At 69.9% G+C, this 25,443-nt stretch carries 27 protein-coding genes; 14 read left to right on the forward strand and 13 right to left on the reverse strand.

Annotation, left to right across the window (positions count from 1 at the left end):
* Nucleotides 1-15: 15 nt before the first annotated feature.
* Nucleotides 16-987, reverse strand: a complete 972-nt coding sequence (locus ACGFNP_RS37265; RefSeq protein WP_393326814.1) for an arabinan endo-1,5-alpha-L-arabinosidase — start codon at nucleotides 985-987, stop codon at nucleotides 16-18.
* A 155-nt stretch (nucleotides 988-1,142) separates the two neighbouring features.
* On the opposite strand from ACGFNP_RS37265, the gene ACGFNP_RS37270 reads away from it, so the two are divergent.
* The gene (locus ACGFNP_RS37270) at nucleotides 1,143-1,964 is read left to right on the forward strand and encodes a hypothetical protein (protein WP_393326817.1); all 822 of its coding nucleotides are present in this window, start codon (nucleotides 1,143-1,145) and stop codon (nucleotides 1,962-1,964) included.
* 12 nt (nucleotides 1,965-1,976) lie between these two features.
* On the opposite strand, the gene ACGFNP_RS37275 is transcribed toward ACGFNP_RS37270, so the two are convergent.
* The 3 genes from ACGFNP_RS37275 to ACGFNP_RS37285 are packed head-to-tail and all read right to left on the reverse strand — an operon-like array spanning nucleotide 1,977 to nucleotide 3,975.
* Complete coding sequence (locus tag ACGFNP_RS37275; protein WP_393326820.1) at nucleotides 1,977-2,336, reverse strand: hypothetical protein; 360 nt, start codon at nucleotides 2,334-2,336, stop codon at nucleotides 1,977-1,979.
* 32 nt (nucleotides 2,337-2,368) lie between these two features.
* Nucleotides 2,369-3,406: a CU044_5270 family protein gene (locus ACGFNP_RS37280; protein WP_358317865.1), complete on the reverse strand. Its 1,038-nt coding sequence runs from the start codon at nucleotides 3,404-3,406 to the stop codon at nucleotides 2,369-2,371.
* Nucleotides 3,407-3,408: 2 nt separating this feature from the next.
* Nucleotides 3,409-3,975: an RNA polymerase sigma factor gene (locus tag ACGFNP_RS37285; RefSeq protein WP_393326823.1), complete on the reverse strand. Its 567-nt coding sequence runs from the start codon at nucleotides 3,973-3,975 to the stop codon at nucleotides 3,409-3,411.
* Nucleotides 3,976-4,086: 111 nt separating this feature from the next.
* On the opposite strand from ACGFNP_RS37285, the gene ACGFNP_RS37290 reads away from it, so the two are divergent.
* A complete protein-coding gene (locus tag ACGFNP_RS37290) occupies nucleotides 4,087-4,752 on the forward strand; it encodes an MOSC domain-containing protein (RefSeq protein WP_358317863.1) in 666 nt (221 codons plus the stop codon).
* Nucleotides 4,753-4,775: 23 nt separating this feature from the next.
* On the opposite strand, the gene ACGFNP_RS37295 is transcribed toward ACGFNP_RS37290, so the two are convergent.
* Nucleotides 4,776-6,104 (reverse strand): GH1 family beta-glucosidase, encoded by a 1,329-nt coding sequence (locus ACGFNP_RS37295; RefSeq protein WP_393326826.1) that lies wholly within the window; start codon nucleotides 6,102-6,104, stop codon nucleotides 4,776-4,778.
* 403 nt (nucleotides 6,105-6,507) lie between these two features.
* Between ACGFNP_RS37295 and ACGFNP_RS37300 the strand changes: the two genes are divergently transcribed.
* From ACGFNP_RS37300 to ACGFNP_RS37310, 3 genes are all read left to right on the forward strand, one after another.
* Entirely contained in the window at nucleotides 6,508-7,908 is a 1,401-nt protein-coding gene (locus ACGFNP_RS37300) for a glycoside hydrolase family 6 protein (protein WP_393326829.1), read from the forward strand.
* A gap of 206 nt (nucleotides 7,909-8,114) precedes the next feature.
* Entirely contained in the window at nucleotides 8,115-8,510 is a 396-nt protein-coding gene (locus ACGFNP_RS37305) for a VOC family protein (protein ID WP_393326832.1), read from the forward strand.
* A gap of 98 nt (nucleotides 8,511-8,608) precedes the next feature.
* Nucleotides 8,609-8,887, forward strand: coding sequence for a hypothetical protein (locus ACGFNP_RS37310; protein WP_393326835.1), 279 nt, complete (start codon nucleotides 8,609-8,611; stop codon nucleotides 8,885-8,887).
* Nucleotides 8,888-8,922: 35 nt separating this feature from the next.
* Here the strand turns inward: ACGFNP_RS37310 and ACGFNP_RS37315 are convergent, their stop codons facing one another.
* The 3 genes from ACGFNP_RS37315 to ACGFNP_RS37325 all read right to left on the reverse strand — a co-directional run bounded on the left by ACGFNP_RS37315 (nucleotide 8,923) and on the right by ACGFNP_RS37325 (nucleotide 12,263).
* Nucleotides 8,923-9,606, reverse strand: coding sequence for a hypothetical protein (locus ACGFNP_RS37315; RefSeq protein ID WP_393326838.1), 684 nt, complete (start codon nucleotides 9,604-9,606; stop codon nucleotides 8,923-8,925).
* A gap of 86 nt (nucleotides 9,607-9,692) precedes the next feature.
* On the reverse strand, nucleotides 9,693-10,544 hold the full coding sequence (locus tag ACGFNP_RS37320; RefSeq protein ID WP_393326841.1) for a serine/threonine-protein kinase: 852 nt from the start codon (nucleotides 10,542-10,544) through the stop codon (nucleotides 9,693-9,695).
* A 246-nt stretch (nucleotides 10,545-10,790) separates the two neighbouring features.
* Nucleotides 10,791-12,263 carry an IclR family transcriptional regulator C-terminal domain-containing protein gene (locus ACGFNP_RS37325; protein ID WP_393326845.1) on the reverse strand — a complete coding sequence of 491 codons (1,473 nt, stop codon included), beginning with the start codon at nucleotides 12,261-12,263 and terminating at the stop codon, nucleotides 10,791-10,793.
* A 123-nt stretch (nucleotides 12,264-12,386) separates the two neighbouring features.
* Between ACGFNP_RS37325 and ACGFNP_RS37330 the strand changes: the two genes are divergently transcribed.
* The 3 genes from ACGFNP_RS37330 (at nucleotide 12,387) to ACGFNP_RS37340 (ending at nucleotide 15,008) form a co-directional block, all read left to right on the forward strand.
* Nucleotides 12,387-13,160 carry a CoA transferase subunit A gene (locus ACGFNP_RS37330; protein ID WP_393326848.1) on the forward strand — a complete coding sequence of 258 codons (774 nt, stop codon included), beginning with the start codon at nucleotides 12,387-12,389 and terminating at the stop codon, nucleotides 13,158-13,160.
* Entirely contained in the window at nucleotides 13,157-13,786 is a 630-nt protein-coding gene (locus ACGFNP_RS37335) for a CoA transferase subunit B (RefSeq protein WP_358317855.1), read from the forward strand. The genes ACGFNP_RS37330 and ACGFNP_RS37335 overlap by 4 nt, the downstream gene beginning before the upstream one ends.
* Nucleotides 13,787-13,862: 76 nt before the next feature.
* Nucleotides 13,863-15,008, forward strand: coding sequence for a thiolase family protein (locus ACGFNP_RS37340; protein ID WP_358317854.1), 1,146 nt, complete (start codon nucleotides 13,863-13,865; stop codon nucleotides 15,006-15,008).
* 28 nt (nucleotides 15,009-15,036) lie between these two features.
* Here the strand turns inward: ACGFNP_RS37340 and ACGFNP_RS37345 are convergent, their stop codons facing one another.
* A complete protein-coding gene (locus ACGFNP_RS37345; RefSeq protein WP_358317853.1) occupies nucleotides 15,037-15,234 on the reverse strand; it encodes a hypothetical protein in 198 nt (65 codons plus the stop codon).
* On the opposite strand from ACGFNP_RS37345, the gene ACGFNP_RS37350 reads away from it, so the two are divergent.
* Nucleotides 15,226-15,714: an amidohydrolase family protein gene (locus ACGFNP_RS37350; protein ID WP_393327504.1), complete on the forward strand. Its 489-nt coding sequence runs from the start codon at nucleotides 15,226-15,228 to the stop codon at nucleotides 15,712-15,714. The genes ACGFNP_RS37345 and ACGFNP_RS37350 overlap by 9 nt on opposite strands.
* A 7-nt stretch (nucleotides 15,715-15,721) precedes the next feature.
* On the opposite strand, the gene ACGFNP_RS37355 is transcribed toward ACGFNP_RS37350, so the two are convergent.
* Complete coding sequence (locus tag ACGFNP_RS37355; RefSeq protein ID WP_393326852.1) at nucleotides 15,722-16,906, reverse strand: Ig-like domain-containing protein; 1,185 nt, start codon at nucleotides 16,904-16,906, stop codon at nucleotides 15,722-15,724.
* 138 nt (nucleotides 16,907-17,044) lie between these two features.
* Here ACGFNP_RS37355 and ACGFNP_RS37360 point away from each other — a divergent pair, with 138 nt between their 5' ends.
* The 4 genes from ACGFNP_RS37360 to kstD all read left to right on the forward strand — a co-directional run bounded on the left by ACGFNP_RS37360 (nucleotide 17,045) and on the right by kstD (nucleotide 22,394).
* A complete protein-coding gene (locus ACGFNP_RS37360; RefSeq protein WP_393326855.1) occupies nucleotides 17,045-17,983 on the forward strand; it encodes an ATP-binding cassette domain-containing protein in 939 nt (312 codons plus the stop codon).
* On the forward strand, nucleotides 17,980-19,590 hold the full coding sequence (locus ACGFNP_RS37365; RefSeq protein WP_393326857.1) for an ABC transporter permease: 1,611 nt from the start codon (nucleotides 17,980-17,982) through the stop codon (nucleotides 19,588-19,590). The genes ACGFNP_RS37360 and ACGFNP_RS37365 overlap by 4 nt, the downstream gene beginning before the upstream one ends.
* A 5-nt stretch (nucleotides 19,591-19,595) precedes the next feature.
* Nucleotides 19,596-20,417, forward strand: coding sequence for a class I SAM-dependent methyltransferase (locus ACGFNP_RS37370; protein WP_393326860.1), 822 nt, complete (start codon nucleotides 19,596-19,598; stop codon nucleotides 20,415-20,417).
* A gap of 192 nt (nucleotides 20,418-20,609) precedes the next feature.
* Entirely contained in the window at nucleotides 20,610-22,394 is a 1,785-nt protein-coding gene (gene kstD / locus ACGFNP_RS37375) for a 3-oxosteroid 1-dehydrogenase (RefSeq protein ID WP_393326862.1), read from the forward strand.
* A gap of 118 nt (nucleotides 22,395-22,512) precedes the next feature.
* Here kstD and ACGFNP_RS37380 read toward each other — a convergent pair whose 3' ends face one another.
* From ACGFNP_RS37380 to ACGFNP_RS37390, 3 genes are read right to left on the reverse strand one after another with little or no spacing between them, the layout of a single operon-like run.
* Nucleotides 22,513-22,971 carry a hypothetical protein gene (locus tag ACGFNP_RS37380; protein WP_358317847.1) on the reverse strand — a complete coding sequence of 153 codons (459 nt, stop codon included), beginning with the start codon at nucleotides 22,969-22,971 and terminating at the stop codon, nucleotides 22,513-22,515.
* A complete protein-coding gene (locus ACGFNP_RS37385) occupies nucleotides 22,968-24,137 on the reverse strand; it encodes a hypothetical protein (protein ID WP_393326865.1) in 1,170 nt (389 codons plus the stop codon). Before ACGFNP_RS37385 ends, ACGFNP_RS37380 begins: the two co-directional genes overlap by 4 nt.
* Complete coding sequence (locus ACGFNP_RS37390; protein ID WP_358317845.1) at nucleotides 24,130-24,621, reverse strand: SigE family RNA polymerase sigma factor; 492 nt, start codon at nucleotides 24,619-24,621, stop codon at nucleotides 24,130-24,132. The genes ACGFNP_RS37385 and ACGFNP_RS37390 overlap by 8 nt, the downstream gene beginning before the upstream one ends.
* Nucleotides 24,622-24,788: 167 nt before the next feature.
* On the opposite strand from ACGFNP_RS37390, the gene ACGFNP_RS37395 reads away from it, so the two are divergent.
* The gene (locus ACGFNP_RS37395; protein WP_393326868.1) at nucleotides 24,789-25,160 is read left to right on the forward strand and encodes a hypothetical protein; all 372 of its coding nucleotides are present in this window, start codon (nucleotides 24,789-24,791) and stop codon (nucleotides 25,158-25,160) included.
* The last annotated feature ends 283 nt before the right edge of the window (nucleotides 25,161-25,443 follow it).

Consider the following 25,443-nt stretch of genomic DNA (forward strand, 5'->3'; position numbering starts at 1 on the left):
TCCAGGGGTGAGGGTTCAGTAGACGTAGGGCCAGCCGGCGCTGTCGTAGGCGATGAGGTTGATGCCGAGCAGCGAGGCGCCGTTGTCGGCGTAGTAGTGGTAGAAGAGCACGTCGGCGTCGCTGTCCGTGATCACCGCCTGATGGCCCGGCCCATGGATGCCGCCGTGCCCGGCGAGGACCTGCGTGCCGCCGCCGGAGGTCATGGCGGTGCCGTTGCGATCCACGTACGGGCCGGTCACACTGGTCGACCGCCCGACCATGATCCGGTACGTGCTGGACGCGCCCTGGCAGCACAGGTCGAACGAGACCCACAGGTAGTAGTACGACCCGTGCCGGAAGATGAACGGCGCCTCCACGGCCGTGCTGCCGCCGGTGCGCTGCGCGATCGAGTAGAGCGCGGTCCCGGAGCGCAGTCCGGTCGAGGAGTTGACCGGGATCAGCTTGATACCGGTCCAGAACGATCCGAACGACAGCCACCAGTTGCCGGCGGCGTCCGTGACCAGGTTGGGGTCGATCGCGTTGTAGCTGCTGGACGAGGTGGTGGAGATGACCAGCCCCTGGTTGGCCCACGTACCCGAGGCGCCGGTGGCACTGGTGGCCAGGAAGATCGCCGAGTTGCGGGAGCCGAACGTGGAGGCGGCGTAGTACATGTAGTACTTGCCGTTGTGGCGGGAGATGTCCGGCGCCCACAGGCTGGCGCCGCCGCCGGTGTACGGCAGCGTCCATGACGCGCCGCCGGGGAAGGCCACACCCGCGTCCCGCCAGGCCGTGCGGTCAGTGGACGTCTTGAGGGCGATGTTGTTACCGGTATTCGCCAGGAGGTAGCCGCTCGACGTCTTCACGACCGAGGGATCGTGCACGCCGATGCTGCCGGTCACGTACCCGGGATTGGGATAGGCCGCTGCCACCGCACCGGCCGGGCGGACGGCGATCACCGCCGCCGCCATGACCAGGACGGTCATCAGGGAGACGATGGATCGCGCCATGTGCCACCTCGCTGTTATCGCTAACACTTGAGGGGATCGCCGGTGAGTCTTCTCGGCCGTACGGGGAGCGTCAAGGCGCGGATTCGGGGCCTCCGGGTCTTCCCGGGTCACCTCGGGTGCGGCCGGTGAAACGTTCACAATGTGATCGCAGTGAGATGCGTTCCTGGGAAGATCATCGGATGCCATCACGAGGAGCAAAGGCGATCGCGGCCCTCACCCTGGCCGCATCGGTGTTGACCGGCGCACCCGCCGCCGGCGCCGGCACCGCGCCGGACCCGGTCGCCGCGATGCAACGCCAGCTCGTCAAGGGCCACGGCGTGCGAATCGACCAACGCGACACCTTCAACTCCGGTCTCGACTGGGATCGCCTCGAACCCGAGAAGGGCGTCATCGGGTTCGGCAACGGCAAGGTTGTGGCGACCGATCTGCGGGACTACAACTCGGCGAAACGCGGCACCCGCAATCTCTGCATCGGCGAGCGCGGCTGGCAGTACAAGCCGAAGGGACTTCCCCATGGGAAGACGTGGGTCACCTACAAATGGCCTTGCCAACTGGCCGTGGGATCGGAATACATCCGCCTCGACGAGCCGGCGACCTTCAAAGCCGTGCTCGCCACCACCACAAGCCGACGGCCCGCAGGCACCTACGACGGCACCCGCACCACCCTCTATCAGGGGACGATCACCTTCGGCCAGTTGAACGACGCCCACCCGGCCAAGGACATCAGTCCCCTGAGCAAGCCCGAATACGCCGACTGGACTGTCTCCTGGCGTCTGTGGATCGGCCAAGACCAGCTCGTACGCCGAGCGTGGAGCAAGTGGCGCGAGCCGGAAACCGAGGCTATGAAGGGCGCCACCAGCGGCCAGGGATGGTTCGGCTTCGTCTGCGACGTCCACCTCTCCGACTGGGGCATGAAGGCCGACATCCAGCCACCGCCCCGCGACCGGACGGCAACGATCGCCGAGTCGAAGCGCTGACCTGGCCGACGATCAGACGGAGCGGTGTCGGCCAGAGCTCCGTAAGATGACCAGCGCTCCCCCGTACGCCACGCCGTACCATGTGGGCAGCCACACGCCTCCGATCACGGCGGCGGCGAGGCTGATCGCCGAGACCGCGGCGAGCAGCAGGACGGCGGCGGTCCTCTCCCGCGCCGCCAGCGCCGCCAAGGCGGCCCCGCCCAGCACGCCCGAGGCGGCCAGGAGATCCAGCACCAACCACCCGTCCAGCAGGCCGGCCCGCGTCAGCACGTGGAGCAGTGGGAGTGGCAGCGACGGTGTCCAGATCCAGGTGAGCCCGCCGGCCAGGTTGACCGCCGACGGGAGCACCAGCAGCAGCGAGGCTGTCGGCACCGCCCATCGGCGCAGGCGGGCCGCACCACCGTTCAGGGCCGTACTCCGGGCTTGTCGGTGATGCCGATGGCGAGGCGGACGGCGAGGGTCATGATCGTCCCCTTCTTGATCGTGTGGGAGTCCCCCAACGTAACGATCTTCTGATCCCCGTTCGTGGTGGTGCCCTTCTCAGGGGAGGTGTAGTCGGCGATGGCGACGGCACGCTCGCCCAGGTACGTGTACGTGGTCCGGTCGAGCAGGATCTCGTGACCCACCCAGCCGTCTTCGATGGCGCCGACGGCCAGCGCCGGACGTCCGGCGACGTCTACCGCGTCCGGGTTCACCGTCACCCCGGGGATCTTGGCCATCGCCTGGTAGACGGCCGCCTCCTGGGCCGGGGGGACGAGGTTGTTGTTGAGCAGGGAGCCGAGCAGTCTGTAGGCGATGACATCCCGCTTCTCGCCGTGATCGCCCATGTTTCCGTACAGCCAGGCCAGGAGCGCATCGGGATCCGTCGGCAGCGCCGCCACCTTGGCGAAGCTGGTGGGGGGCATGCCCCCTCCGGTGGGCGAGCGGACCATCTTGCCGCCTTCGAAGGTGACCAACACCTTGCCGTCGGCCCGCGTCCAGGCCCGATCCACGGTGGTTTTCAGCGGCGTCTCCGGCGTCTGCACCTCGCCTGGGGCGGCATTGTCGACCCCCTGGAGGCGTGTCTCCATGTAGATCCATTGGTCCGGGCGGGGCGCGGTGAAGGGCCGGTCCCGGGCGACGGCGGCCGCCTTGTGGAGCAGTACCTGCGCGTTGGCGGCCGGCATCGCCAGGCCGGGGACGATCGGGCGCGGCACGTCGACTCCCCCGGGGTTCCCGACGACCACTGCGACCATCGTGATCGCGACGGCCAGCGCTCCCACCGCGAGGACGCGCCCGCCCGAGCGGGGCAGGCGGAAGCGGCGCGCACGCCGGGGAACCGCCGCGGTGACCTCCTGGAGGAGCGCGGCCCTGGCGGCGGAATAGGTGTCATGGGACGGCGGGGCGGGCTCAGGCCAGGTCCGGCGCAGGGCGTCCAGATCGGCGTCCGGGTGTTCGTTCATGATCAACTGCCCTTCCTGGTGAGTGCCGGGTCCAGCGCGGCGCGGATCTTCGTACGGGCCCGGTGGAGCCGGGACCGGACCGTGCCGGCCGCGACGCCGAGCGCCTTGCCCGCCTCTTCGGAGGTCAGGTCGGCCCAGGCGACCAGCAGCAGCACGTCGCGCTCGGCGGCGGGCAGCCTGGCCAGCGCCGCCGCCAGCCGGGGGCGGTCCGCCAGCTCACCGGCGATCCGGTCGGCGTGGTCCTCGCTGCTCTCCTCGACACCGGTCCTGGCCAGCGCGCGGTACTGCCGGACCTCGGCCCGGTGGTGGCGGGAGATCAGGTTCGAGGCGATCCCGTACAGCCAGGGCCGGGCGTCCGGGCGGGACAGGTCGTAGGTGTGGCGCCGGCCGAACGCGATCAGGAACGTCTCGGCGGCGATGTCGTCGGCCAGGGGCCGGGTGAGCCGCCGCTCGGCGTAGCCGTGGATCGGCGCGTGGTAGCGGTCGAACAGCTCGGCGAAGCACTCCGGCTCCCGTAAGGACCGCTCGATGATCGCGGCGTCCTCCTCCCGCTCCGTCATCTGGGCCATGTCGTAGCTCTTCGAGTCATCGCCTGTCTTCCGTAGCGGGGATCGGTCCCCCCTCCTTCACCGATCACCCCAAAAGTGTTCGCTCCAATGATCAGTAATAGTTTGGGAACCATGAGACTTCTGTCGGTGAACGTTGGCCGCCCCATGCCCGTGGACTACACCGATGCCCCGGGAGGGATGACGGGCATCGACAAGCGCCCGGTGACGGGGCCGGTCCAGGTGTCGCCCGTCGGCCCCAAGGGCACGGTGGGCGGCGGCGTGGCCGGGGACGCCGTCTGCGACCGCCGCCACCATGGCGGCAGTGACCGGGCGGTGTACGCGTTCGCCCGCGAGGACCTGGACGCCTGGGAGCTGGCCCTCGGCCGTACGCTCGCCAACGGCGCCTTCGGCGAGAACCTCACCACATCCGGGCTGGACGTGACCGAGGCGCTGATCGGCGAACGCTGGCAGGTGGGCTCCGACCTGGTGGTCGAGGTGACCGCCGGCCGGATTCCCTGCCGCACGTTCGCGGGGTGGGTCGGAGAGAAGGGCTGGATGAAGCGGTTCATCGAGGTCGGCCGTACCGGCGCGCTGCTCCGGGTGATCGCGCCGGGAGAGATCCGCGCGGACGACCCGATCACCGTCGTCCGCCGCCCCGACCACGACATCACCGCGGCTCTGCTGCTCCGCGCCGCCACCACGGAGCGCCACCTGCTCCCGCGTACGCTGGCCGCCGCCGAGTGGATGGAGTCCGAGCTACTGCGCACCGCCCGTACGTATGCGGAAAAGTACGGATGAGCTGTGCCGCTTGCGCGGCGGGATCACCCCAGGCCGCCCTTTCGGATGCGGGCCGCGTACCAGAGGGCTGAGTCCTTCGGGGTGCGCCGCTGCGTGTCGAAGTCCACGTGCACGATGCCGAACCGCTGCCCGTACCCGTGGGCCCACTCGAAGTTGTCCAGCAGGGACCAGGCGAAGTAGCCCTTGAGCGGCACTCCCCGGCGAGCCGCCTCGGCGCAGGCGTTGATGTGGCGTTCCAGATAGTCGATGCGGTCCGGGTCGTGCACAGCCCCGTCCGCGCTCAGCTCGTCGGCGAAGGCCGCGCCGTTCTCGGTGATGTAGAGGTCGATGGCGGGGTAGTCCTTGTGCACGCGCTGGAGGAGCTCCAGCAGTCCGTTCTCGTCGATCTCCCAGTCCATCGTGGTGCGCTTGCGCCCGCCGTCCACCCAGCGGACGTGTTCGGCGCCGATCCACGGTGTGCCGGTGGACGGCGCGGGCTCGCCGGCCGCGACCAGGGCGGGGGAATAGTAGTTGATCCCCAGCATGTCGATCTTCCGGGAGATGGTCTTCAGGTCCCCGTCCAGGACGTGGGAGAAGTCGCTGTGGGGCGCCAGGTCGCCGACGACGTCCTCGGGGTACGAGCCGAGCAGCACCGGATCGATGAACAGCCGGTTCTGGAGGCCGTCTATCCGGCGAGCGGCGTCCACGTCCGCCTCTGACGCCGTGGCGGGCGTCACATGCGACATGTTCAACGTAATGCCGATATTTCCAGACAGGAGGGGGATGGCGAGGCCGTGGCCCAGCAGCAGGTGGTGCACCGCCTTGACGGCCTCGGACGGCTCCTGACGCCCCGGCGCGTGCTCGCCACCGGCATATCCGAGCAGCCCGGAACACCACGGCTCGTTCAGCGTCGTCCAGCTCGCCACCCGATCCCGCAACGCCGTATGCACAATGTCGGCATATTCCGCGAATCGATAGGCCGTGTCCCGGTTAGGCCACCCGCCCGCGTCCTCCAGGTACTGCGGCAGGTCCCAGTGATAGAGCGTCGGCCACGGCGTGATGCCGCGCTCCAGCAGCGTGTCCACCAGGCGACGATAGAAATCGAGCCCGCGCTGGTTCACCACCCCGCGCTCCGGCACGATCCGCGGCCACGAGACGGAGAAGCGGTACGCCTGTAACCCCAGCCCCGCCATCAACTCCACATCGTCGGCGTAACGGTGGTAGTGGTCGCAGGCCACGTCGCCGTTCTCGGCATCACGCACCTTGCCGGGGGTGCGGCTGAAGGTGTCCCAGATGGACGTCCCCCTGCCGTCCTCCGCGAACGCGCCCTCGATCTGATAGCTGGACGTCGCCGCGCCCCAGAGAAAACTCATGCCTTGACGGACCCTTCCCATGATGCCGCCGATGATCTGACGACCGGCCGGATCATGACCATATAGAGCGGGCTGATCCCCATCCGCACGGGGATCATGACCTGGCGGTACCTCTCTCGGAATAACGCACCTGGCCTGCGTCGATGCTGTCGACATACAGGCTGGGAGCGCTCCCATAGACGGTAGACCATGACCTGACCCATAGAGAAGAGGCCCCGCTTTACGGACCTTTCCCCATACGCAATCCCTTGACCGTATCTAGGGTGGTCAGTAATGATCAGCGCCGACGCTGCGGCACCGCGCCGAGAGAGGTCCGCCATGTCTTTTCGAGTGCGGTCGGCGTGCGCGCTCAGCACCTGCGCCGACGACGCTCTTCGAGCGAACCCCACTGAAAGGTGATTTAGTGCGATTTATCGCAGCAAAAGCCGCCGCAGCCTTAACCGCGGTCGTGGCCGCCGTCCTGGTCGTACCCCCGCCTGCCTCCGCCGCCGCCCAGCTGATCGGCAACGGCGTCTTCACCAGCTCGACCGCACCCTGGCAGGCGATCGGCCAGACGACGGTCACGGCCGAGTCCGGCCGCATGCGGGTGAACGTGACTTCTGTCGTCGCCAATCCGTGGGACGCCATGGTGACCAGCCCCACCACGGCCGCCCTGACCGCGGGCAAGAACTACACGCTCTCGTTCGACGCGTACTCCACGACGGCCTTCAAGGCCACCACTACCGTGCAGTACGTGGCGACGCCCAGCTCCAACCAGTCGCTGGCCGCGCCCGTCCAGCTCACGACGGGAAGCAAGCGCTACAGCATCCCGTTCGTGGCCGCGGCCGCCACCAGCACGGCCGCTGAGGTGACCTTCCAGCTCGGCGGGTCCGGCGGCACCCCGACGGTCCGCTTCGACAACGTCTCGCTGATGGAGACGCAGACGACCCGGCCGACGGCGCTGTACGTCTCGGACAAGTCGAACCCCGCCCAGTACGTCTCCACCCACCAGGGCACGAGCGAAGCCACCGCCATCGGCTCGAACATCGCCAACAAGCCGATCTTCGAGTGGTTCGGCGGCTGGTTCACCGACCTCACGCTGGCCGTGGACACCTACGTCGGCGCCGCCCAGGCCCAGGACAAGCTGCCGATGCTGGTGGCGTACAACATCCCGAACCGTGACGCGTGCGCTAACCAGTCGGGCGGCGGCGCGGGCGACGCGGCCGGGTATCACACCTGGATCACCGAGTTCGCCAAGGCGATCGGCACCAGGCACGCGATCGTCGTGCTGGAGCCCGACGGCACAGCCGCCGCCAGTTGCGCCGACGATCCGGAAGGCCAGTACGCGATGCTGCTGGACGCCACCCAGGTCCTGCGTGCTCAGGCGCCGAACGCCTGGGTCTACCTCGACGCGGGCAACGCCACCTGGGTCGCGGCCGACGACATGGCCACGCGGCTGGTCAAGTCGGGCATCGCCAACACGCGCGGCTTCTCCGTGAACGTGTCCAACTACATCACCACGGCCAACTCCGAGACCTACTCCGTCGCGGTCAACGGCTACCTGTCCGGGACCGTCGGCGCCAAGAAGTACGTGATCGACACCAGCCGTAACGGCAACGGCCCCTGGAGCGGCCAGGACAGCTGGTGCAACCCGCCCGGACGCAAGCTGGGCAGCGCGCCGGTCAAGCAGACGACCGGCGCCGAGTACCTCTTCTGGGTCAAGGTCCCGGGCGACTCCGACGGCAGCTGCAACCTGGGCCAGGGCATCCCGGCCGGGACGTTCAGCCCCGACCTGGCCATGGCCCTGATCAACGGATCCTCCTAACCCGAAGGGCGGCGAACCCCGGCCTGCCTGCCTCGGCGGGCCGGGTCCGCTTCTAGATGCGTGAGCGGAAGGGAAACAGAACGCCGAGCCGACCACCTCGGCTCCTTCGTCGCTATCGCCGCCGCTCTCACCTGCTGCCGCCAACTCGCCAAATAAGGCGACGTCTTACAATGTTTGGCGGGGGGCGCCTGATTCTCGGTGACGGGGTGATCGAGGTGTCGGTTTCACTGCTGGCTGTTGTCGTTGATTGTCGCGACCCGCTTCGCCAGGCCGAATTCTGGGCGCAGGCCCTGGCTTACAAGGTCAGCCGGCGCAACCCCGACGAGTTTCAGGTCAGCGACCCCGCCGGTGCCGGCGGATCACTGTATTTCATGAAGGTGCCCGAGCCCAAGGTGGGCAAGAACCGGCTACACGTGGACCTGGTGACCTCAGGCTCCATGGAGGCCGAGGTCACGCGGCTGGTCAAGGCCGGAGCTCAGCTGGTCGAGGTGCGGCAGGATCCGGTTTCCCACGACAACCCGGACACGTGGACGGTGATGCTCGACCCAGAGGGAAACGAGTTCTGTGTGACGAGTACCTCCACCATGACCGGCTGGGAGTGACCGAGTGATCTGCACGAGCGTCGGCAACTTACGGACTATGGACCAGGTCCCGCTTCGGGCTGGTCAACCCCAAGCTCTACGGTGAACGCGAGGCCGTCGTGCTGATGCTCGCCGAGGCGAAGAACCGACCCGCGCCCGGCACCATCGACGTGTGCGACAAGGGCTTCGCCGGCGCGGACTTCGAATGCACCCTGCTCACCGAGTTCGGCATCACCGTGGTCCGAGGGCAACTCGGCCTCGACCAGCACGGCGCCCGGATCCTGTCCGGGCTGTGGACCCGAGTGATCCAGCGCCTGTTGGCCCTGAACGTCGCGATCTGGTTCAACTGGAAGATCGGCACGCCGCGTAAACGATCCTTGATCGCCTACGACCACTGACCTAATCGACCTGCACCAATTCCCCGATCAACCATCTAGCACATGGTGAAGCTGAGGGACTTGGCGCGGGAGACCGGCGAGGTGATCCGATAGGTGATCGTATGCGTGCCGTCCTGCGGCTCGACGAGGTCTTTCGAGTGCACGTAGTCGCTGCGGCTGCCGGCTGGCAGCCGCGCTGAGCCGCTCTCGATGACCTTCCCGTTGTAGATCCATTGGTAGGAGTACGGCGCCGCCGGTTTCGTGGCGTCGACCCCGGCGGCGAAGTTCATCGAGCCGGTGAAGCAGGTGACGCCCTCGGTGTTGATCTTGGATGACCCCTGGACGCGGACGTAGGCGAGGGTGAACGAGGCGCTCGACGCGGGTTTGCTCGTGGTGGGGGTGGAGCTCGTCCGCGTCCGGGTGGGCGTGGGGGTTGTCTTCGTACTGGTCGGTGTGGGGTCCTTCGTACGAGTGGGCAGTGGCCGGGTGGTCGTGCGATCCGCCGAGGGTGTCTTCGACTTCTTCGGCTTGTGCGTGCCGCGCTTGGCCGGGGGTGTCGAGGGGGTCACCGGTTTGCTCGACTTGGCGACGAGCAGCGGCCCGCCTCCGTATTGGGTCGAGGCGGCGTTCCGGATGACGACGGCTCCCACGGACACGGCCGCCAGGGAGACGGCGACCGCCCCTGCAACAGCGGCGACCAGCGGGAACCGACCCACGGTGCGCTTCGGCTTTTGGGACATCGACCCTTGGGACACCAGCCCTTGGGACATCGACGCAGGAGCTACCGGCACGTTAGCTACCAGGGCATGGGCTACCGGCGCTTGAGCTACCGGCGATGGACGTTCCTGGCCGCCAAGCGGGACCGGCTGGCCGCGCTCCTGGAGGCGGCCGACCTCCATTCCGGCTCGCTGATGTCACCGTCCCGCATGGCCGGGCGGTCGCGCGGGTCCTTGGCCAGGCACGCGTGGACGACCGGGCGCAGCGGCGCCGGCAGGTCGCCCAGCTGGGGTTCCTGGTGCAGGATCCGGTTGATGACGGCCGGCAGCGTGTCCTCACCGAACGGCGGCGTACCGGTGCCGGCGAACACGATGACAGACGCCCACGCGAACACATCCGCCGCGGGCCCGACCTGCGTCCCCGCCAACTGTTCCGGAGCCATGTAGGCGGGTGTGCCGACGATGCTGGCGGTGGCGGTGCCGGTGGCCGCGGCGTCGGTGGCGCGGGCGACGCCGAAGTCGATGACCCGCGGCCCGTCCCGCCCGAGCAGCACGTTGGCGGGCTTGAAGTCCCGGTGCACGACCCCGGCGGCGTGAATGGCGGCCAGCGCCGTGGCAGTGCTCACGGCCAGTCGCTGCAGGTCGCCGCCCGCATGGCGGCCCGCCTGCTGCAGGGAGGGCCCGTCGATGTACTCGCTGACGATGTACGGCCGACCGCCCATCGACGCGTCCAGCACCTGAGCGATGCAGAACGGCTCCACCCGGCGCGCCGCCGCGATCTCCCTGGCGAGCCGGTCATCACCGGCGGCGACCTCCCGCAGCACCTTGACGGCCACCGGGCTCCCGTCGGCCGCCTGCCCCAGATACACCACACCCTGACCGCCCGCCCCGAGCCGCCCCGTGATCCGGTAGGCCCCGACCACCGCGGGATCGCCTTCACGCAGCGGCTCGACGTACGGCATGAGGAAGTGACTCCTGACGGGGTTGTGAGATCAACCCCAAGGACCCTAGCGGGACAAGCCCGGACTTGTGGCCCCTTAACCAGATCACCCAATCACCACCAGACCACCCCACCGGACCAAGCGGGCCAAGCGGGTCGGTCGCGACGCTCGGGCGGTTGACCCGGGCGAGCCTGGCGAGTCGGGCGGGCCAGGCGACTCGGGCGGGTCGGGAGCGTGGGTCGGGTCGGTTGCGTCCCAGTAGGGCGGTCAGGACGGGCGGGTGTGGGACAGGTCTGCTTCCATGCGGGCGGCCGCCTCAGTGAGGGCGGGCAAGGTGTCGCGGAGCAGTTCGGCGGGGGTGGCGCGGCTGGCGTGGGTGGCGACGTTGACGGCCGCGACGACCCGGCCGCTCCGGTCGCGGATGGGTACCGCGATGGACCGCACGCCTTCCTCCAGTTCCTGGTCGACGAGGGCGTAGCCGTCCACTGCCGCCTGCCGTACGGCTGCCGCCAGGTCGGCGGGTGAGGTGAGCGTGTGGGGGGTCAGCGGGCGTGAGGGCATCCCGGCCAGCCGTTCCTCGGGCAGGTCGGCCAGAAGGACCCGGCCCATCGAGGTGGCGTACGCGGGGAAGCGGGTGCCGACGGTGATGTCGACGCTCATGATGGCGACGGTCGGCACGCGCGCCACGTAGACGACGTCGTCGCCGGACAGCATCGCGACCGAGGCCGACTCGTGAACCCGCGCCACCAGGTCCACGAGGTGCGGCTGGACGATCTCGCCGAAGGTCCGGCCCGACAGATGGGCGTACCCGAGCTCCAGCACCTTGGGCTGCAGGACGAACCGGCTGCCGTCGGCCGCGACGTACCCCAGCCGTTCCAGGGTCTGCACCGCGCGCCGGACAGTGGCCCGAGGCAGGCCGGTGACCTTGGCAGCGGCGGCCAGTGTGAGCCCGCCACGCGCCGAACCGAGCGACACCAGCACGGCCAGACCGCGAGCCAACGACTGAAGGTAACCGGCCCCCAGCTCCTCCTTCGTCGCCCGCGACGCGTCCACTCCCGCGCCGATCGGAAGAGGAGAGCCCGGCGCAGCCGACGCGACCGGGTCGGCCAGGGCCGTCTCCATCTCCCCCGCCGTCTTCAGCAGGCTGGGCAGTGCGTGATCACGCAGACCAGCGGCCGTGTGTCTGCTGGTGTGGCTGGCCACGGTCAGCGCGCAGATCGTCGTACCGCTCCCGTCCCGAACAGGCACCGCGACCGCCACCAGGCCGGGCTCGACGAGCTGGTCGTCCTCGGCCCACCGTGCGGCGGGGTCGAGCAGGATCAGGCCGGCCGCGCAGCGGTCGGCGGGCAGCAGGTCGCCCACCCGGAAGGCCACCGACATGGTGCGTCGCCGGGCGAAGCGGCCGACGAAGCGGACCCCGTCCCCGTCCCGCACGGCCAGCGACACCGACTCGTCCAGTTCGTCGGCGAGCCGCTGGGCGTACTCGTCGAGGGCCGCGCCCAGACCGCCGCACGCCAGGTACGCCTCGCCCAGCTCCATCAGGCGCGGCGCGAGCAGCACGTCGCGTTCCTCGGCCCGTACATAACCGAGCCGGACGAGCGTGGCCACGATCCGGTCGACCGTCGATCTGGCCAGGCCGGTGGCCCGCACCAGGTCGGTCGCGCGCATCGGCCGTCTGGGACCGGCGGCCAGCACGCGCAGGACGGCCAGCCCGCGTTCCAGAGTGCTCGCCGGTTCCATCCGCTCTCCTCCTTCGAGCTCTCAAGTCCTCAAGGACTTTGACAGAGCACGATTCGGCTCTCCATACTCGACGATAATAATGAATTAAAGTTCACTTAGCGAACACATACGAAGCGGAGTGCCGTGCGGAGAGACAAAGTGGTGGCCACCGCCCATAAGGCGCTGGCCGATGTTCGGGACGGCGCGTCGTTCGCGGTCGGCGGGTTCGGTCTCTGCGGCATTCCGGACGTGCTGATCCAGGCGCTGCACGATTCCGGCGTACGCGGCATCAGCGTCGTGTCGAACAACTGCGGAGTCGACGGCGGCGGTCTGGGCACCCTGCTGGCCGATCGGCGGATCGCCCGCGTGACCGCCTCCTACATCGGTGACAACAAGGAGTTCGCCCGGCAATACCTGGGCGGCGAGCTGGAGGTGGAGCTGACCCCGCAGGGCAGCCTGGCCGAGCGGCTGCGCGCCGGCGGCAGCGGCATCCCCGCCTTCTACACCCCGGCCGGGGTCGGCACGCCGGTCGCCGACGGCGGGCTGCCGCTGCGGCACACTCCCGACGGGTCGGTCGCGCTCGCCTCACCGCCCAAGGAGGTCCGCGAGTTCGCGGGCAGGCAGTACGTGCTGGAACACGCCATCACCACCGACTACGCGCTGATCCGGGCGGCGAAGGGGGACCGCCACGGCAACCTGGTCTTCAACAAGGCCGCCAGGAACTTCAACCCGCTTGCCGCGATGGCCGCGCGCATCGCGATCGCCGAGGTCGAGGAGCTGACCGAACTCGATCCCGACGAGGTACACCTGCCCGGTGTCTTCGTCGACCGCATCGTGGCGCTCACCCCCGAACAGGCCGCCATCAAGCCCGTCGAACGGCGTACCGTCTCCACTCCCCCGGAAGGGAGCGCGTCATGAGCTGGACCCGCGACGAGATGGTCGCCCGTGCGGCGGCCGAGCTGCGCGACGGCGACTACGTCAACCTCGGCATCGGGCTGCCCACCCGGATCCCGTCCTTCCTGCCGCCCGACGTGGACGTGACCCTGCACTCGGAGAACGGCATCCTCGGCGTCGGCCCCTACCCGACGCCGGAGGAGATCGATCCGGACCTGATCAACGCGGGCAAGGAGACGGTGACGGTACGGCCGGGGGCCTCGTTCTTCGACTCTTCGCTGTCATTCGGCATGATCCGGGGCGGTCACATCGACGTCGCGGTGCTGGGCGCGATGCAGGTCTCGGCGCGCGGCGATCTGGCCAACTGGATGGTTCCCGGGAAGCTCGTCAAGGGTATGGGCGGGGCCATGGACCTGGTCCACGGTGCCCGCAAGGTGCTCGTGATCATGGACCACACCGCCAAGGACGGGTCTCCCAAGATCGTCGAGGAGTGCTCGCTGCCGCTCACCGGCAAGGCGTGCGTGCATAGGATCATCACCGACCTCGGCGTCCTCGACATCACCGACCAGGGCCTGGCGCTGGTGGAGACCGCGCCCGGCGTGAGCGTCGCGCAACTGCGCGACCGTACGGATGCGGAGGTAACCGCGTGAGAACCGGATGCGGAGGTAACCGCGTGAGAACCGGACGCGGAGGTCCTGTCGTGAGGATCGGTACGGAGGTCCTGTCGTGAAGACCGTCTATGTCCTGGACGCCGTGCGCACCCCCTTCGGGCGCTACGGCGGGGCGTTGTCCGGCGTCCGCCCCGACGACCTGGCCGCGCACGTCATCAAGGCGCTGGTGGACCGCAACGGCGAGGTCGCCGCCGACGAGGTGATCCTCGGCAACGCCAACGGCGCCGGCGAGGAGAACCGCAACGTGGCCCGGATGGCCGCGCTGCTCGCCGGACTGCCGCTGACCACGCCGGGCGCGACCGTGAACCGGCTGTGCGGCTCCGGCATGGAGGCCGTCATCCAGGCGTACCGGGCGATCGCCGTCGGCGACGCCACCACGGTGATCGCGGGCGGCGTGGAGTCGATGACCCGCGCGCCGTGGGTGCTGCCCAAGCCGGATCGGGCCTTCCCCGCCAAGGGCCAGGAACTGGTCTCCACCACGCTCGGCTGGCGGCTGGTCAACCCGAGGATGCCCGCCGAGCACACGGTCGCCCTCGGCGAAGGCGCCGAGCTGATCGCCGACAAACACCGCATTTCGCGGGCCGAGCAGGACGTGTTCGCGCTGGCCAGCCATCAGAAGGCGGCCAAGGCGTCCTTCGACCGCGAGATCGTCCCCGTCGGCGACCTCACCCGGGACGAGGGCATCCGCGAGGACACCTCGCTGGAGGCGCTCGCCCGGCTGAAGCCCGCCTTCCGCGCGGACGGCACGGTCACCGCGGGCAACTCCTCCCCACTCAACGACGGCGCCGCGGCGCTGCTGCTCACCGACGAGGCCGGGCTGCGCGGGCGCGAACCGCTGGCCAGGATCACCGCGAGCGGCGTCAGCGCGCTCGAACCCCGCTACTTCGGCCTCGGCCCGGTCGAGGCCGTCAAGAAGGCTCTGGCCAAGGCGGGCAAGGGGTTCGGCGACCTGACGACCGTCGAACTGAACGAGGCGTTCGCCGCGCAGGCGCTCGGCTGCCTGGCCGAGTTGCCCGAGCTCGACCCCGGGATCGTCAACCCGTACGGCGGGGCGATCGCCCTGGGTCATCCCCTGGGCGCCTCGGGGGCCCGCATCACCGGGACGGTCGCCCACCAACTGGCGGCGGCCGGTTCCGGCACGGGTCTGGCCGCCCTCTGCATCGGGGTCGGCCAAGGACTGGCCGTCGTACTGGAGAGGTAGGACGGCCAAGGGTGCGAAAGGCGGGAGTTCAGCCGTCGACGCGGAGCTGTGCGGCCAGCAGCCGGTAGTAACCCACCAGGGTGACCACCTCGTACAGGCGGGTCTGACCGAGCGCGTCGATCGACGCGGCGAACGTGTCGTCGGTCAGATCCCCCGTACGCAGCAGCTCACGGGCCGCCTCCAGGACCGCCCGCTCGGCCGGGTCCGCCTGAACTTCCTGCCCCACCTCGGCCCCAGCCCCTCCCTCGAGAGCATCGACGCGGTGATCCGGCTGATCCGCCCGTACGGCTGGCACCTCGGCGTGCACGTGGCCGGCCGCGGCATCGTCGACCTGGCCGACCTCATCCGCGCCGCGGAGCTCCCGGTGATCATCGATCACATGGCCCGGGTGGACGTGCACGACGAGGAGGCGGCGGAGACGCTGCTGCGCCTGCTCGACACCGGGCACGTCTGGGTGAAGCTCAGCGGCGCCGACCGGCTCTCCGCCTCGGGGCCGCCGTACGAGGACGTGGCCCCCTTCGCCGGACGCCTCGCCGCGCACGCTCCGGAGCGGGTCCTGTGGGGGACCGACTTCCCGCACCCGAACATCTCCGGCGAGATGCCGGATGACGGCGTCCTGGTCGACTTCCTGGGCCGGATCGCCCCCACCGACGCCCTGCGCCGGCGCATCCTGGTCGACAACCCCACGGCCGTCTTCGGCTTCTGACCAGCGGTTAACCGCCGTTGACGGGCTTGCCCAGCGCGCTGCCGGCCAGCCAGTCGTCCCAGGACTTGGCCCACGGCGTGGGACCGTTGCCGAACCGCAGCTTCCTCGACGTGCCGCTGACCTGGATGATGTCGCCCCGCTGGGTGAACTCGTAGAACCAGCGCGCGTTGGCCGGGCTGGCGTTGACGCATCCGTGGCTGACGTTGGAGTTGCCCTGCGCGCCGGTCGACCAGGGGGCGGCGTGGAAGAAGGTGCCGCTGTAGGTCATCCGGACGTTCCACTTGGTGGGGATGCGGTACTCCCCCGGGTGGCCGGTGGTCGCGGAGTCCATGATGATGTCCGCGGCCTTCTCCTGGGCGATCATGGTGCCCGAATAGCTGTCGTCGCCCGGCCTGCCGAGGCTGACCGGGATGGTCTTGACGACCTTGTCGCCGTCGGTCACCACCGCCTCATGGGTGCGGGCGTTCACCTTGGTGATGTGCCGGGGGCCGACGGTGAAGGTCAGGCTGCGGTCCTTGGTGCCCCACAGCCCCTCACCGGCCTTCACCCCTGCCAGGTGCGCGACGACCTCGACCTTCTCCCCGGTCGGCCAGTACTCGCGCGGCCGGAACTGGACCTCGCGGTCGCTCACCCAGCTCCACGCGCCCTCGACCGGCTCGGACATCTTCACCACCAGGGCCCGCTCGATCGCGGCCCGGTCCTCCTTGTCGGCCACCGACTGCGACAGCAGGAGCTGGACGGGCATCCCGACGCCGACCTTGTCGCCGTCCAGCGGCGCCATGCCGCTCTCCAGCGCGCGTTTCGGCTTCAGCGTGGTGAACTTCGCCTGCCCGGTGACTTGCTTGCCGTCCGTGCCGATCGCCTCGGCGCTGACCGTGTACGCCGTCGACGGGCGCAACGCCCACTGGGGGCGCCAGGTCCCGTCGGTTCCCACGGCACCCTGAACCGCTTTCCCCTTGGCGTCGGCGACGGTCAGCTTGGTGACCTTGCCGCCGGTGACCTTGACGCTGACGCCCGTGTCCGGAGCGACCTTCTTCGTCCCGTCAGCGGGGGTGATCGCCAGCTTCGCCACCGGGCCCTGCGACTGGGGGGCGGCGCCCGGGGTTCGCGTGCCGCCGCTGGAGGTGCATCCGGCGGTCAGGACCACCGCCAGTGCGAGGGTACTGGCGACCATCGTGGGGCCGTTCCGCATCCTTGATGCCTCCCGTGCCTGACAAGTAGTCAAATTTCACTTTAGCCAGCTTTACCAATGAGCCGTACGGCTCTTGCCCTAATTCGGGGGGAACATGCGGTTGCCATCGCGGCTACACACAGGTGTAGTCTCCTTCACATGACAGTAACCAGCTATACGCATGGACAGGATGGCGCCATCTCGGTGACCGGCCTGGTCAAGGCGTTCGGCTCGACCCGGGCCCTGGACGGCCTCGACCTGGTGGTGCGCACCGGCGAGGTGCACGGCTTCCTCGGCCCTAACGGCGCCGGCAAGAGCACCACGCTCCGCATCCTGCTCGGCCTGATGCGCGCCGACGCGGGCACCGCCCGGCTGCTCGGCGGCGACCCGTGGTCCGACGCCACCGCCCTGCACCGCCGCCTGGCCTATGTGCCCGGCGACGTCACCCTGTGGCCCAGCCTGACCGGCGGTGAGGTGATCGACCTGCTCGGCCGGCTGCGCGGCGGGCTCGACCAGCGCCGCCGCGCCGACCTGCTGGACCGCTTCGACCTCGACCCCCGCAAGAAGGGCCGCGCCTACTCCAAGGGCAACCGGCAGAAGGTCGCCCTGGTCGCCGCCCTCGCCTCCGACGTCGAGCTGCTCATCATGGACGAGCCGACCTCCGGCCTGGACCCGCTGATGGAGGAGGTGTTCCGCCAGGCGATCCGTGACGAACAGCGGCGCGGCGACCGTACCGTGCTGCTGTCGAGCCACATCCTGGCCGAGGTCGAAGCCCTGTGCGACCGGCTCACCATCATCCGCGACGGCCGTACGGTCGAGACCGGCACCCTCGCCGACCTGCGCCATCTCACCCGCACGAGCATCCGCGCCGAGCTCATCCACGCTCCGGACGGCCTGGCCGGCCTGCCCGGCGTGCACAACCTGCGCACCGATGACGGCGGCGTCCGCTTCGACGTCGACGGCGCCGCACTCGACGCGGCGCTGCGTCACCTCACCCAGGCGGGCGTCCGCAGCCTCGTCAGCCAGCCGCCCACGCTGGAGGAGCTGTTCCTGCGCCACTACGAGCGGGCCGACACGGACCGGCGGGTGGCCCGATGACCGGGCTCGCGGGCACCGGCAGGCTGGTCCGCCTCGCGCTGCGGCGTGATCGCGTGCTCCTGCCGCTGTGGACCCTCATCCCCTGTGTGGTCCCGCTGGCGTTCATCGCCGCGTTCAACGGCGGCTTCCCCACCGCGGCGGCCCGTCAGGAGTACGCCGAGACCAGCCTGCACAACGTCGCCTTCACCGTGGCCTACGGCCCGCTGAACGGATCGAGCCTCGGCCAGCTGGTCACCTGGCGCGCGGGATTCATCCCGGTGGTGATCGCGGTGTTCAGCCTGCTCACCGTCATCCGGCACACCCGTACCGAGGAGGAGGCCGGCCGCCGGGAGCTGATCGGCGCCACCGCGGTCTCACGCCACGCGGGAGTGGCCGCCGCCCTGATCATGACCTGCGGGGCGAGCCTGGTCCTCGGCCTGGTGTCGGCTCTGGCGCTGGTCAACGCGGGATTGGGCGTCGCCGGTTCGCTGGCCTACGGGTCGGGGCTCGCCACCATCGGCTGTGTCTTCGCCGCGACGGGCGCGGTGGTCGCGCAGCTCACCGCCGGGGCCGGGAGCGCACGCGGCATCGGGGTCGCCGTCATCGGGACCGCGTTCCTGCTGCGCGGCATCGGCGTGGTCAGCGAGAGGTCCGGCGGCGGGCTGGGCTGGCTGTCCTGGCTGTCGCCGCTCGGCTGGGCGCACCAGTTCCGGCCGTTCAGCGGCGAACGGTGGTGGGTCCTCGCCGTCGCCGTCGGCGGGGTGGCCGCGCTCATCGCGCTGGCCGTCGCGCTGTCGGCGCGGCGAGACCTCGGCAACGGCCTGTTCCAGGCCCGCCCCGGCCCGGCGGGCGCCGCCCCGGGGCTGCGCTCCCCCTTGGCGCTGGCCTGGCGGCTGCACCGCCGATCGCTGGCGAACCGGATCGCCGGGTTCGCCGTGGTCGGGTTCGGGCTCGGCGGCATCGCCAAGAGCATCGGCGAGCTGATGGACAACAGCTCTCCGGCGGCGCGAGAGGCCCTGGCGCGGCTGGGCGGTCACGGCACCGTCATCGACCAGTACCTCCAGGGGATGATGACCATGTTCGGCGTGGTCGCCGCCGCGTACGCGATCCAGGCCGCCCTCCAGCTGCGGGCCGAGGAGAGCGGCGGACGCGCGGAGTCCCTCCTTGCCGCGCCGGTCGACCGGCTGCGCTGGGCGGGCGGGCACTTCGCCTTCGCGCTGCTCGGCCCGGCCGCCGGGCTGGCCGTCTTCGGGGCCGCCGTCGGCCTCGCCCACGGGCTGAACACCGGCTACGTCGGCCGCGAGCTACCCCGCGCCCTGATCGCCGCGCTCGTACAGGTGCCCGCGGTGTGGGTGTTCGCCGGACTCGCCTTGGCGCTGTTCGGGCTGCTGCCGCGGCTGGCCGCGGGCGCGTTCGCCGTACTGCTGGTGAGCCTGCTGTTCGGCTGGGTCGGCGGTGAGCTGCAGCTGAGCCAGTGGGTGATCGATCTGTCGGTGTTCGCCCATGTCCCGCTGCTTCCCGGCGGGGAGCTGACCGCGCTGCCGCTGATCGTGCTGACCGCGATGGCGGCGGCGCTCACCCTGGCAGGCCTGCTCGGCCTGCGCCGCCGCGACCTACCTGTGGGCTGACCGATATGGCGACCATCCCCATCGACTTCACCGGCGTACGGGTCACCGCCCTCGTCGAGCTGTACCTGCGGTGGCTGGACAGCAAGGACCCGCACCCGATCCTCGGCGACCCGTGGGCGGACCGGGTCGTCCGGCGGCTCGGCTTCGACTTCTCCTCGTTCAAGCCCATGGCCCTCGGCCGGTACGCCGTCGGCGTCAGATCGCGGGTGATGGACGAGTGGACCAGGGAGTACCTGGCGAAGAACCCGGACGCGATCGTCCTGGACCTCGGCTGCGGCTTCGACAGCCGCGTCTTCCGGATCGATCCGGCTCCCGGCCATCACTGGTATGACGTGGACTTCCCGGACGTCATCGAGATCATGGACCAGCTCTACCCCCAACGCCCGGAGCACACCACCATCGGTGCGTCCGTCGTCGACCCGGCCTGGCTCGACCGGATCCCCGGCGACCGGCCGGTGATCGTGGTGGCCGACGGGCTCTACCAGTTCCTCGACGAGGACGAGGTACGGCAGGTCTTCCGGAACATCATGGACCACTTCCCGACCGGCCAGTTCGTCTTCAACATAGGCGCGGCGTCGGTCAAGAGGCGTTACGAGAGTCAGCCGAATTCGATCTTCGCCCAGCACGGCATCACCTTCGGGTGGACCATCGAGAGCGCCCGGGAAGCCGAGCGTCTCGACGACCGCCTGCACTACGTGGACCAGCGGAGTGTGGTGGAAGCGGCCCTGATCAGACACGCCTCTCTGTACTACCGGATGCTGTGCGCCGTGATCAGCATGGTGCCGGCCTGGAGAAACGCCGGCTTCCTCCTCCGCTACCGGTTCTGACGGGCGGCTCCGGCGGGATGGATGATCGCTGTTGACAGGCGTTACCAACCAAGCGCATGCTTCATGCTGTGACGGGGGCCACACCCCCCAGCTCGTCCGTAGCCGTCGCACCCGGCGCGAGGTGCCACCGCGGTTGTTCCTCCGACCACTGCGCTGCCCGCAGCGCACGCATGTTGAAGGGATCGATCCACCATGGCCGATTCGACGCCCGCCACGGCCCCCGCAACAACCACAGACGGACCCAGCCGCCGCACCCTGCTGCGCGGCGCCGCCATCGCCGGCGGAGTCCTCATGACCGAGGCGGCCCTGGGCCGCGCACCCGCGTACGCCGACGTCGAATATGACGTGGTGATCGTCGGATCGGGCGCGGCCGGGATGACCGCCGCGCTCACCGCGGCCAAGCGCGGCCTGCAGACGGTGGTGATCGAGAAGGCGCCGACGTTCGGCGGGTCGGCGGCCCGGTCCGGCGCCGGGATCTGGATACCGAACAACGAGGTGATCCTGGCCGCCGGAGTCCCGGACACCCCGGCCAAGGCCGCCTCCTACCTCGCCCGCGTCGTCGGCGATACGGTGCCCCTCGCGCGGCAGCAGGCGTTCCTGGCGAACGGCCCAGCCATGATCTCGTTCGTGATCCGGAACAGCCCGCTGCGGTTCCGGTGGATGGAGGGCTACTCCGACTACTATCCCGACTTCCCCGGCGGAATGCCGAACGGCCGCTCCATCGAGCCCGACCAACTGGACGGGCACATCCTCGGCGCCGAACTCGCCCGGCTGAACCCCTCGTACATCCCCACTCCGGCCGGCCTGGTCGTCTTCAGCGCCGACTACAAGTGGCTGACCCTCAGCGCGGTCAACCCGAAGGGCCTGGAGGTGAGCGCCGCGTGCCTGGCCAGAGGCACCGCGGCCGCGCTTCGCGGCGAGAAGCCGCTCACCATGGGCCAGTCGCTAACGGCCGGGCTCCGCGCCGGGCTGCTCGCGGCCGGCGTGCCGGTATGGCTGAACACCCCGCTCCTCGACCTGCGCGTCGAAGGCGGCCGCGTCACCGGCGTGGTCGTGACGCGGAACGGCGTGGAGACGCTGGTCAAGGCCCGCCGCGGGGTCATCGTGGGTTCGGGCGGTTTCGAGCACAGCGCGGCGATGCGCGCGGAGTTCCAGCGGCAGCCCATCGGGACCGGCTGGACGGTCGGCGCCAAGGAGAACACCGGCGACGGCATCGAGGCGGGCGAACGCGCCGGAGCCGCGCTGGACCTGATGGACGACTCCTGGTGGGGCCCCGCGATCCCGCTGCCCGACCAGCCGTACTTCTGCCTGGCCGAACGTACGCTGCCCGGCTGCATCCTGGTCAACGGCAACGGCGTGCGCTTCGTCAACGAGGGGGCGCCCTACAGCGACGTGGTACACGTCATGTACGACCGCAACACGGCGGCGAGTCCGCACATCCCCGCCTGGCTGATCGTCGACCAGAACTACCGCAACCGCTACCTGTTCAAGGACGTCGCGCCGCTGCTGCCGCTGCCCGATTCCTGGTTCACCAGCGGCGCCGCCTTCAAGGCCGCGACGGTGGAAGCGCTGGCGCAGAAGATCGGCGTCCCGGCGGCGGCGCTGCGCGCCACGGTCACCCGGTTCAACGGGTTCGCGCTGAGCGGCAAGGACACCGACTTCCATCGTGGCGACAGCGTCTACGACCGCTACTACGCCGACCCCTTCGTCAAGCCCAACCCCTGCCTGGCGCCGCTGTGGCTGCCGCCCTTCTACGCGTTCAAGATCGTCCCGGGCGATCTGGGCACCAAGGGCGGGATGCGTACGGACGCGCGGGCGCGAGTGCTCCGGGTGGACGGCTCGGTCATCCCCGGCCTGTACGCGGCCGGCAACGCCAGCGGCGCCGTCATGGGGCACAGCTACGCCGGCGCCGGCTCGACCATCGGCCCGGCCATGACCTTCGGCTATGTGGCCGCGAACGACATCGCCGACTCATAACTTCGCTTCTTGACTCCGCCCTATTGTGCCGGTAATCACGCTCACAGACCCCGGAAAGACCATGTGATGCGCGGGATACCGGCACAATGCGCGATTCCACCTTTTATGCCAGCTATTTTCAACTGATGTCGAGCCCGGCACTCATCGGCCGCGCACTGGAATGGTTCGACCTGCTCGTCCCCTTGACCGCCACGTTGCCGGTGGAATTGCTCTTCGACGTCCTGACCGACAACGGCAGTGCCGCCGCGTACGCCAGGCCGTACCAGAGCGTCGAGCCGGGCCCGGCCGGCACGGCGGCGAGGCTGAGCGCCGCGACCAGGCCGAGCAGCGTGGCGGCGACCGCCGGACGCCGGGCGGCCACCGCCACGACCGCGGCGCCGCCCAGCACACCCACGGCGGCCAGGAGGTCGAGCAGGAGCCACGCGTCCAGCAGCCCGGCCCGCGCGATCGCGTGCAGCAGCGGATCCGGCACGGACCTGGTCCAGATCCAGGTGAGCCCGTCGTCCATCAGGTTGACGGCCGTGGGGAGCGCCACCAGCACGCTCACCATCCAGGTGCGCCCGTGGCGGCCGATCACCGGACCCGGGCCAGGCGGTAGGAGGCGCCGTCGTTCCACAGGAGCCAGTCGCCCGCCGCGTACGCCAGGCCCTTGAACGCGAACGACTGGCCGCTTCGCGGATCATAGACCAGGGACTGCCAGCTGGCCCCCTCGCCGGGCGTGAGCCCGCTGTACGCGATGAGCCGGTCACCCGCCGTGAGCCGCGCGTACAGACGGGGGTATTGGGCGTTGAAAGTTCGTCCATCCGCCAATTGCGTGCCCCCGCCCACGATGATCTCCCCCGCCGGAGGTACGCGTGGGCCCTCGGTGACCCGCCAGTCGGCGCGGTCCGCTGTCCTGAGGACGCCGTCCACGACCCAGGCGAACGTGTCGCGGTTGGCCGCGCCCAGCCAGAGTTGTGACCGATCCGCACTGGTCCGGACGTTCACCCCCTCGGGCAGCGGGCGCTCGGCGACCAGGGCCCCCGACTCGACGTCCACCTGGCGCAGGCCGTTGGCCTTGGAGGGGTCGGCCACGAACAGGTCGGGATAGGAGAACGCGACCGCCTCTCCGGCGGCACCGGGCACCGCGGCCCCCTTGGTGCAGCCCTTCGCCGCCCACGGCCGCAACGTGGTGTCGCTGCCGACGATCGTCCCTCCGCTGACCCACAGCGAAGTCCCGACCATGTTCTCCGGCATGACCGGTGTGGTGCCGTTCCGGTCCCGGCAATAGAGGGGAGTGACGATGTTGGTCCCCGGCCATACGCGGACACTCGGTCCGGTGGCCGGTGTCGCGCCCGAGGCCGCACCCAGCGGGCGCAGTGGGCCGCCTTCCGGCCCCCACTCCCACAGCTTCTTCCGCGACCTGCCCAGCACGGACCCGTCCTCGCCAAGCGACTCGGGAAAGAACTCAGCTCCCTCCGTGGTCTTCGCCGGCAGGGCAGCCGAACCAGGGAGGTCGACCAGGTCGCCGAGCCCGTTGACGGAGTTGGCGACCGTCTGGCCCTGTCCGCCGATCTCCCGCCACGCCACCGGTACGGCCGCCGCCAGCGCGACCGCGCAGGCCGCCGCGGCGAACGCCAGCGCCCGCCGCCGCCTCCGCCTGACCGCGACGCCCCGGTGAACGCGCTCGGCCAGGTCCGCGGGCGGAACCGTCCGGCCGGGGTCGCCCAGCACGGCGCCGAGCCGCGACTCCACCTCATCCATGATCGACCTCCTGGTTGTCGAGAGTGGTGCGCAGCCTGGCGAGCGCCCGTGACGCCTGGCTCTTGACGGTGCCCGTGCTGCAGCCCAGCAGGCGGGCGATCTCCTTCTCGCTGCGCTCCTCGACGTAGCGCAGCACGAGGACCGCGCGCATTCGCGGGGGCAGCTCGGCGAGCCGTGCCCTGAGGCTCGCGTCGGCGAGCAGGCCTTCCAGCCCGCTGTCCTCCACGGCGGGCTCGGGTGGGTCGGCCACCGTGACCTCCCGCCGGGGACGCCGCCAGCGGTTGGCCATGATGCGCAGCATCGCCGTACGGACGTAACCCTCCGGATCGTCCTTGCGGACGACCCGGCGCCAGTGCACCCCGGTCCTGGTCAGCGCCTCCTGCACCAGGTCCTCGGCGTCGTGCCGGTCTCCGGTCAGGACCATGGCGTAGCGGTAGAGCGCCGCCAGCCGCGCGGCCACGAATGATTCGAACGGATCCTCCACCCCTACAAGGACACATGAGGGGGGCAGAAGGTTGCGTCCACCCACGAGTGCCGCAATTCACCATGAAGCTTAAATGCGGCTCATTATTAAAAAGACGTCCTTTCGGCCGACCGGTTTCCCGGAGCTGATAAATTCCTGACCGTCGAAACAAGAGACAGGAGAGAACAATGACACTCACTCGTCAGGCCATTACGGCCGCCCTTTCATCGCTGGTCGTGGCGGGCGGCATGCTGGCCTTCGGCACCCCCGCCGAGGCCAGGTCCCAGTGCACTTCGACGGGCGCGGGCTATTTGTGCGTCAATGTGGATCCGCGCGGATATGACGCCTCCTACCAGAAGACCTCCGGCAGCACGGCGCACGTGGACTTCAATCTCGTCTGCGCCAACGGGCGCTGGTTCGGCGACGAGGGCTCGTTCTACATCTCGGCCGGCGAGACCCGGACCTACACCTTCGCCGTGGGCTCCCAGGGCAGCTGCTTCCTGAAGCTGATCGACATGCGGACCGGAGCGACCTGGGAGACGCCCAGCATCAGCCGGTGACCCGCCGCGCCGGTTGACAGCCTCGGGTGCCAACGTAGATCGTTTCCAGTGAAGATCCCCGGGGACCCTGGGAGCGTGATGAGGTTGATCAACGGCGTCGGTGCTCTCGTGGCGGTGGCGGGCGCCTCACGGGCCCGCCACCGCCTCATGGCCACGGGCGATCGGGACGCCCGATTATTCGCAACGCAGGCGAGCGGTCACCGAATGGAAGCGGGGCGCGAAAACTCCTACCCGACCGGCCAATGTTTACGAAGGATGTCTTGACGTTGACGAGTAGCCGGAC

The organism is Nonomuraea sp. NPDC049269 (assembly GCF_043197155.1).
Classification (GTDB): domain Bacteria; phylum Actinomycetota; class Actinomycetes; order Streptosporangiales; family Streptosporangiaceae; genus Nonomuraea.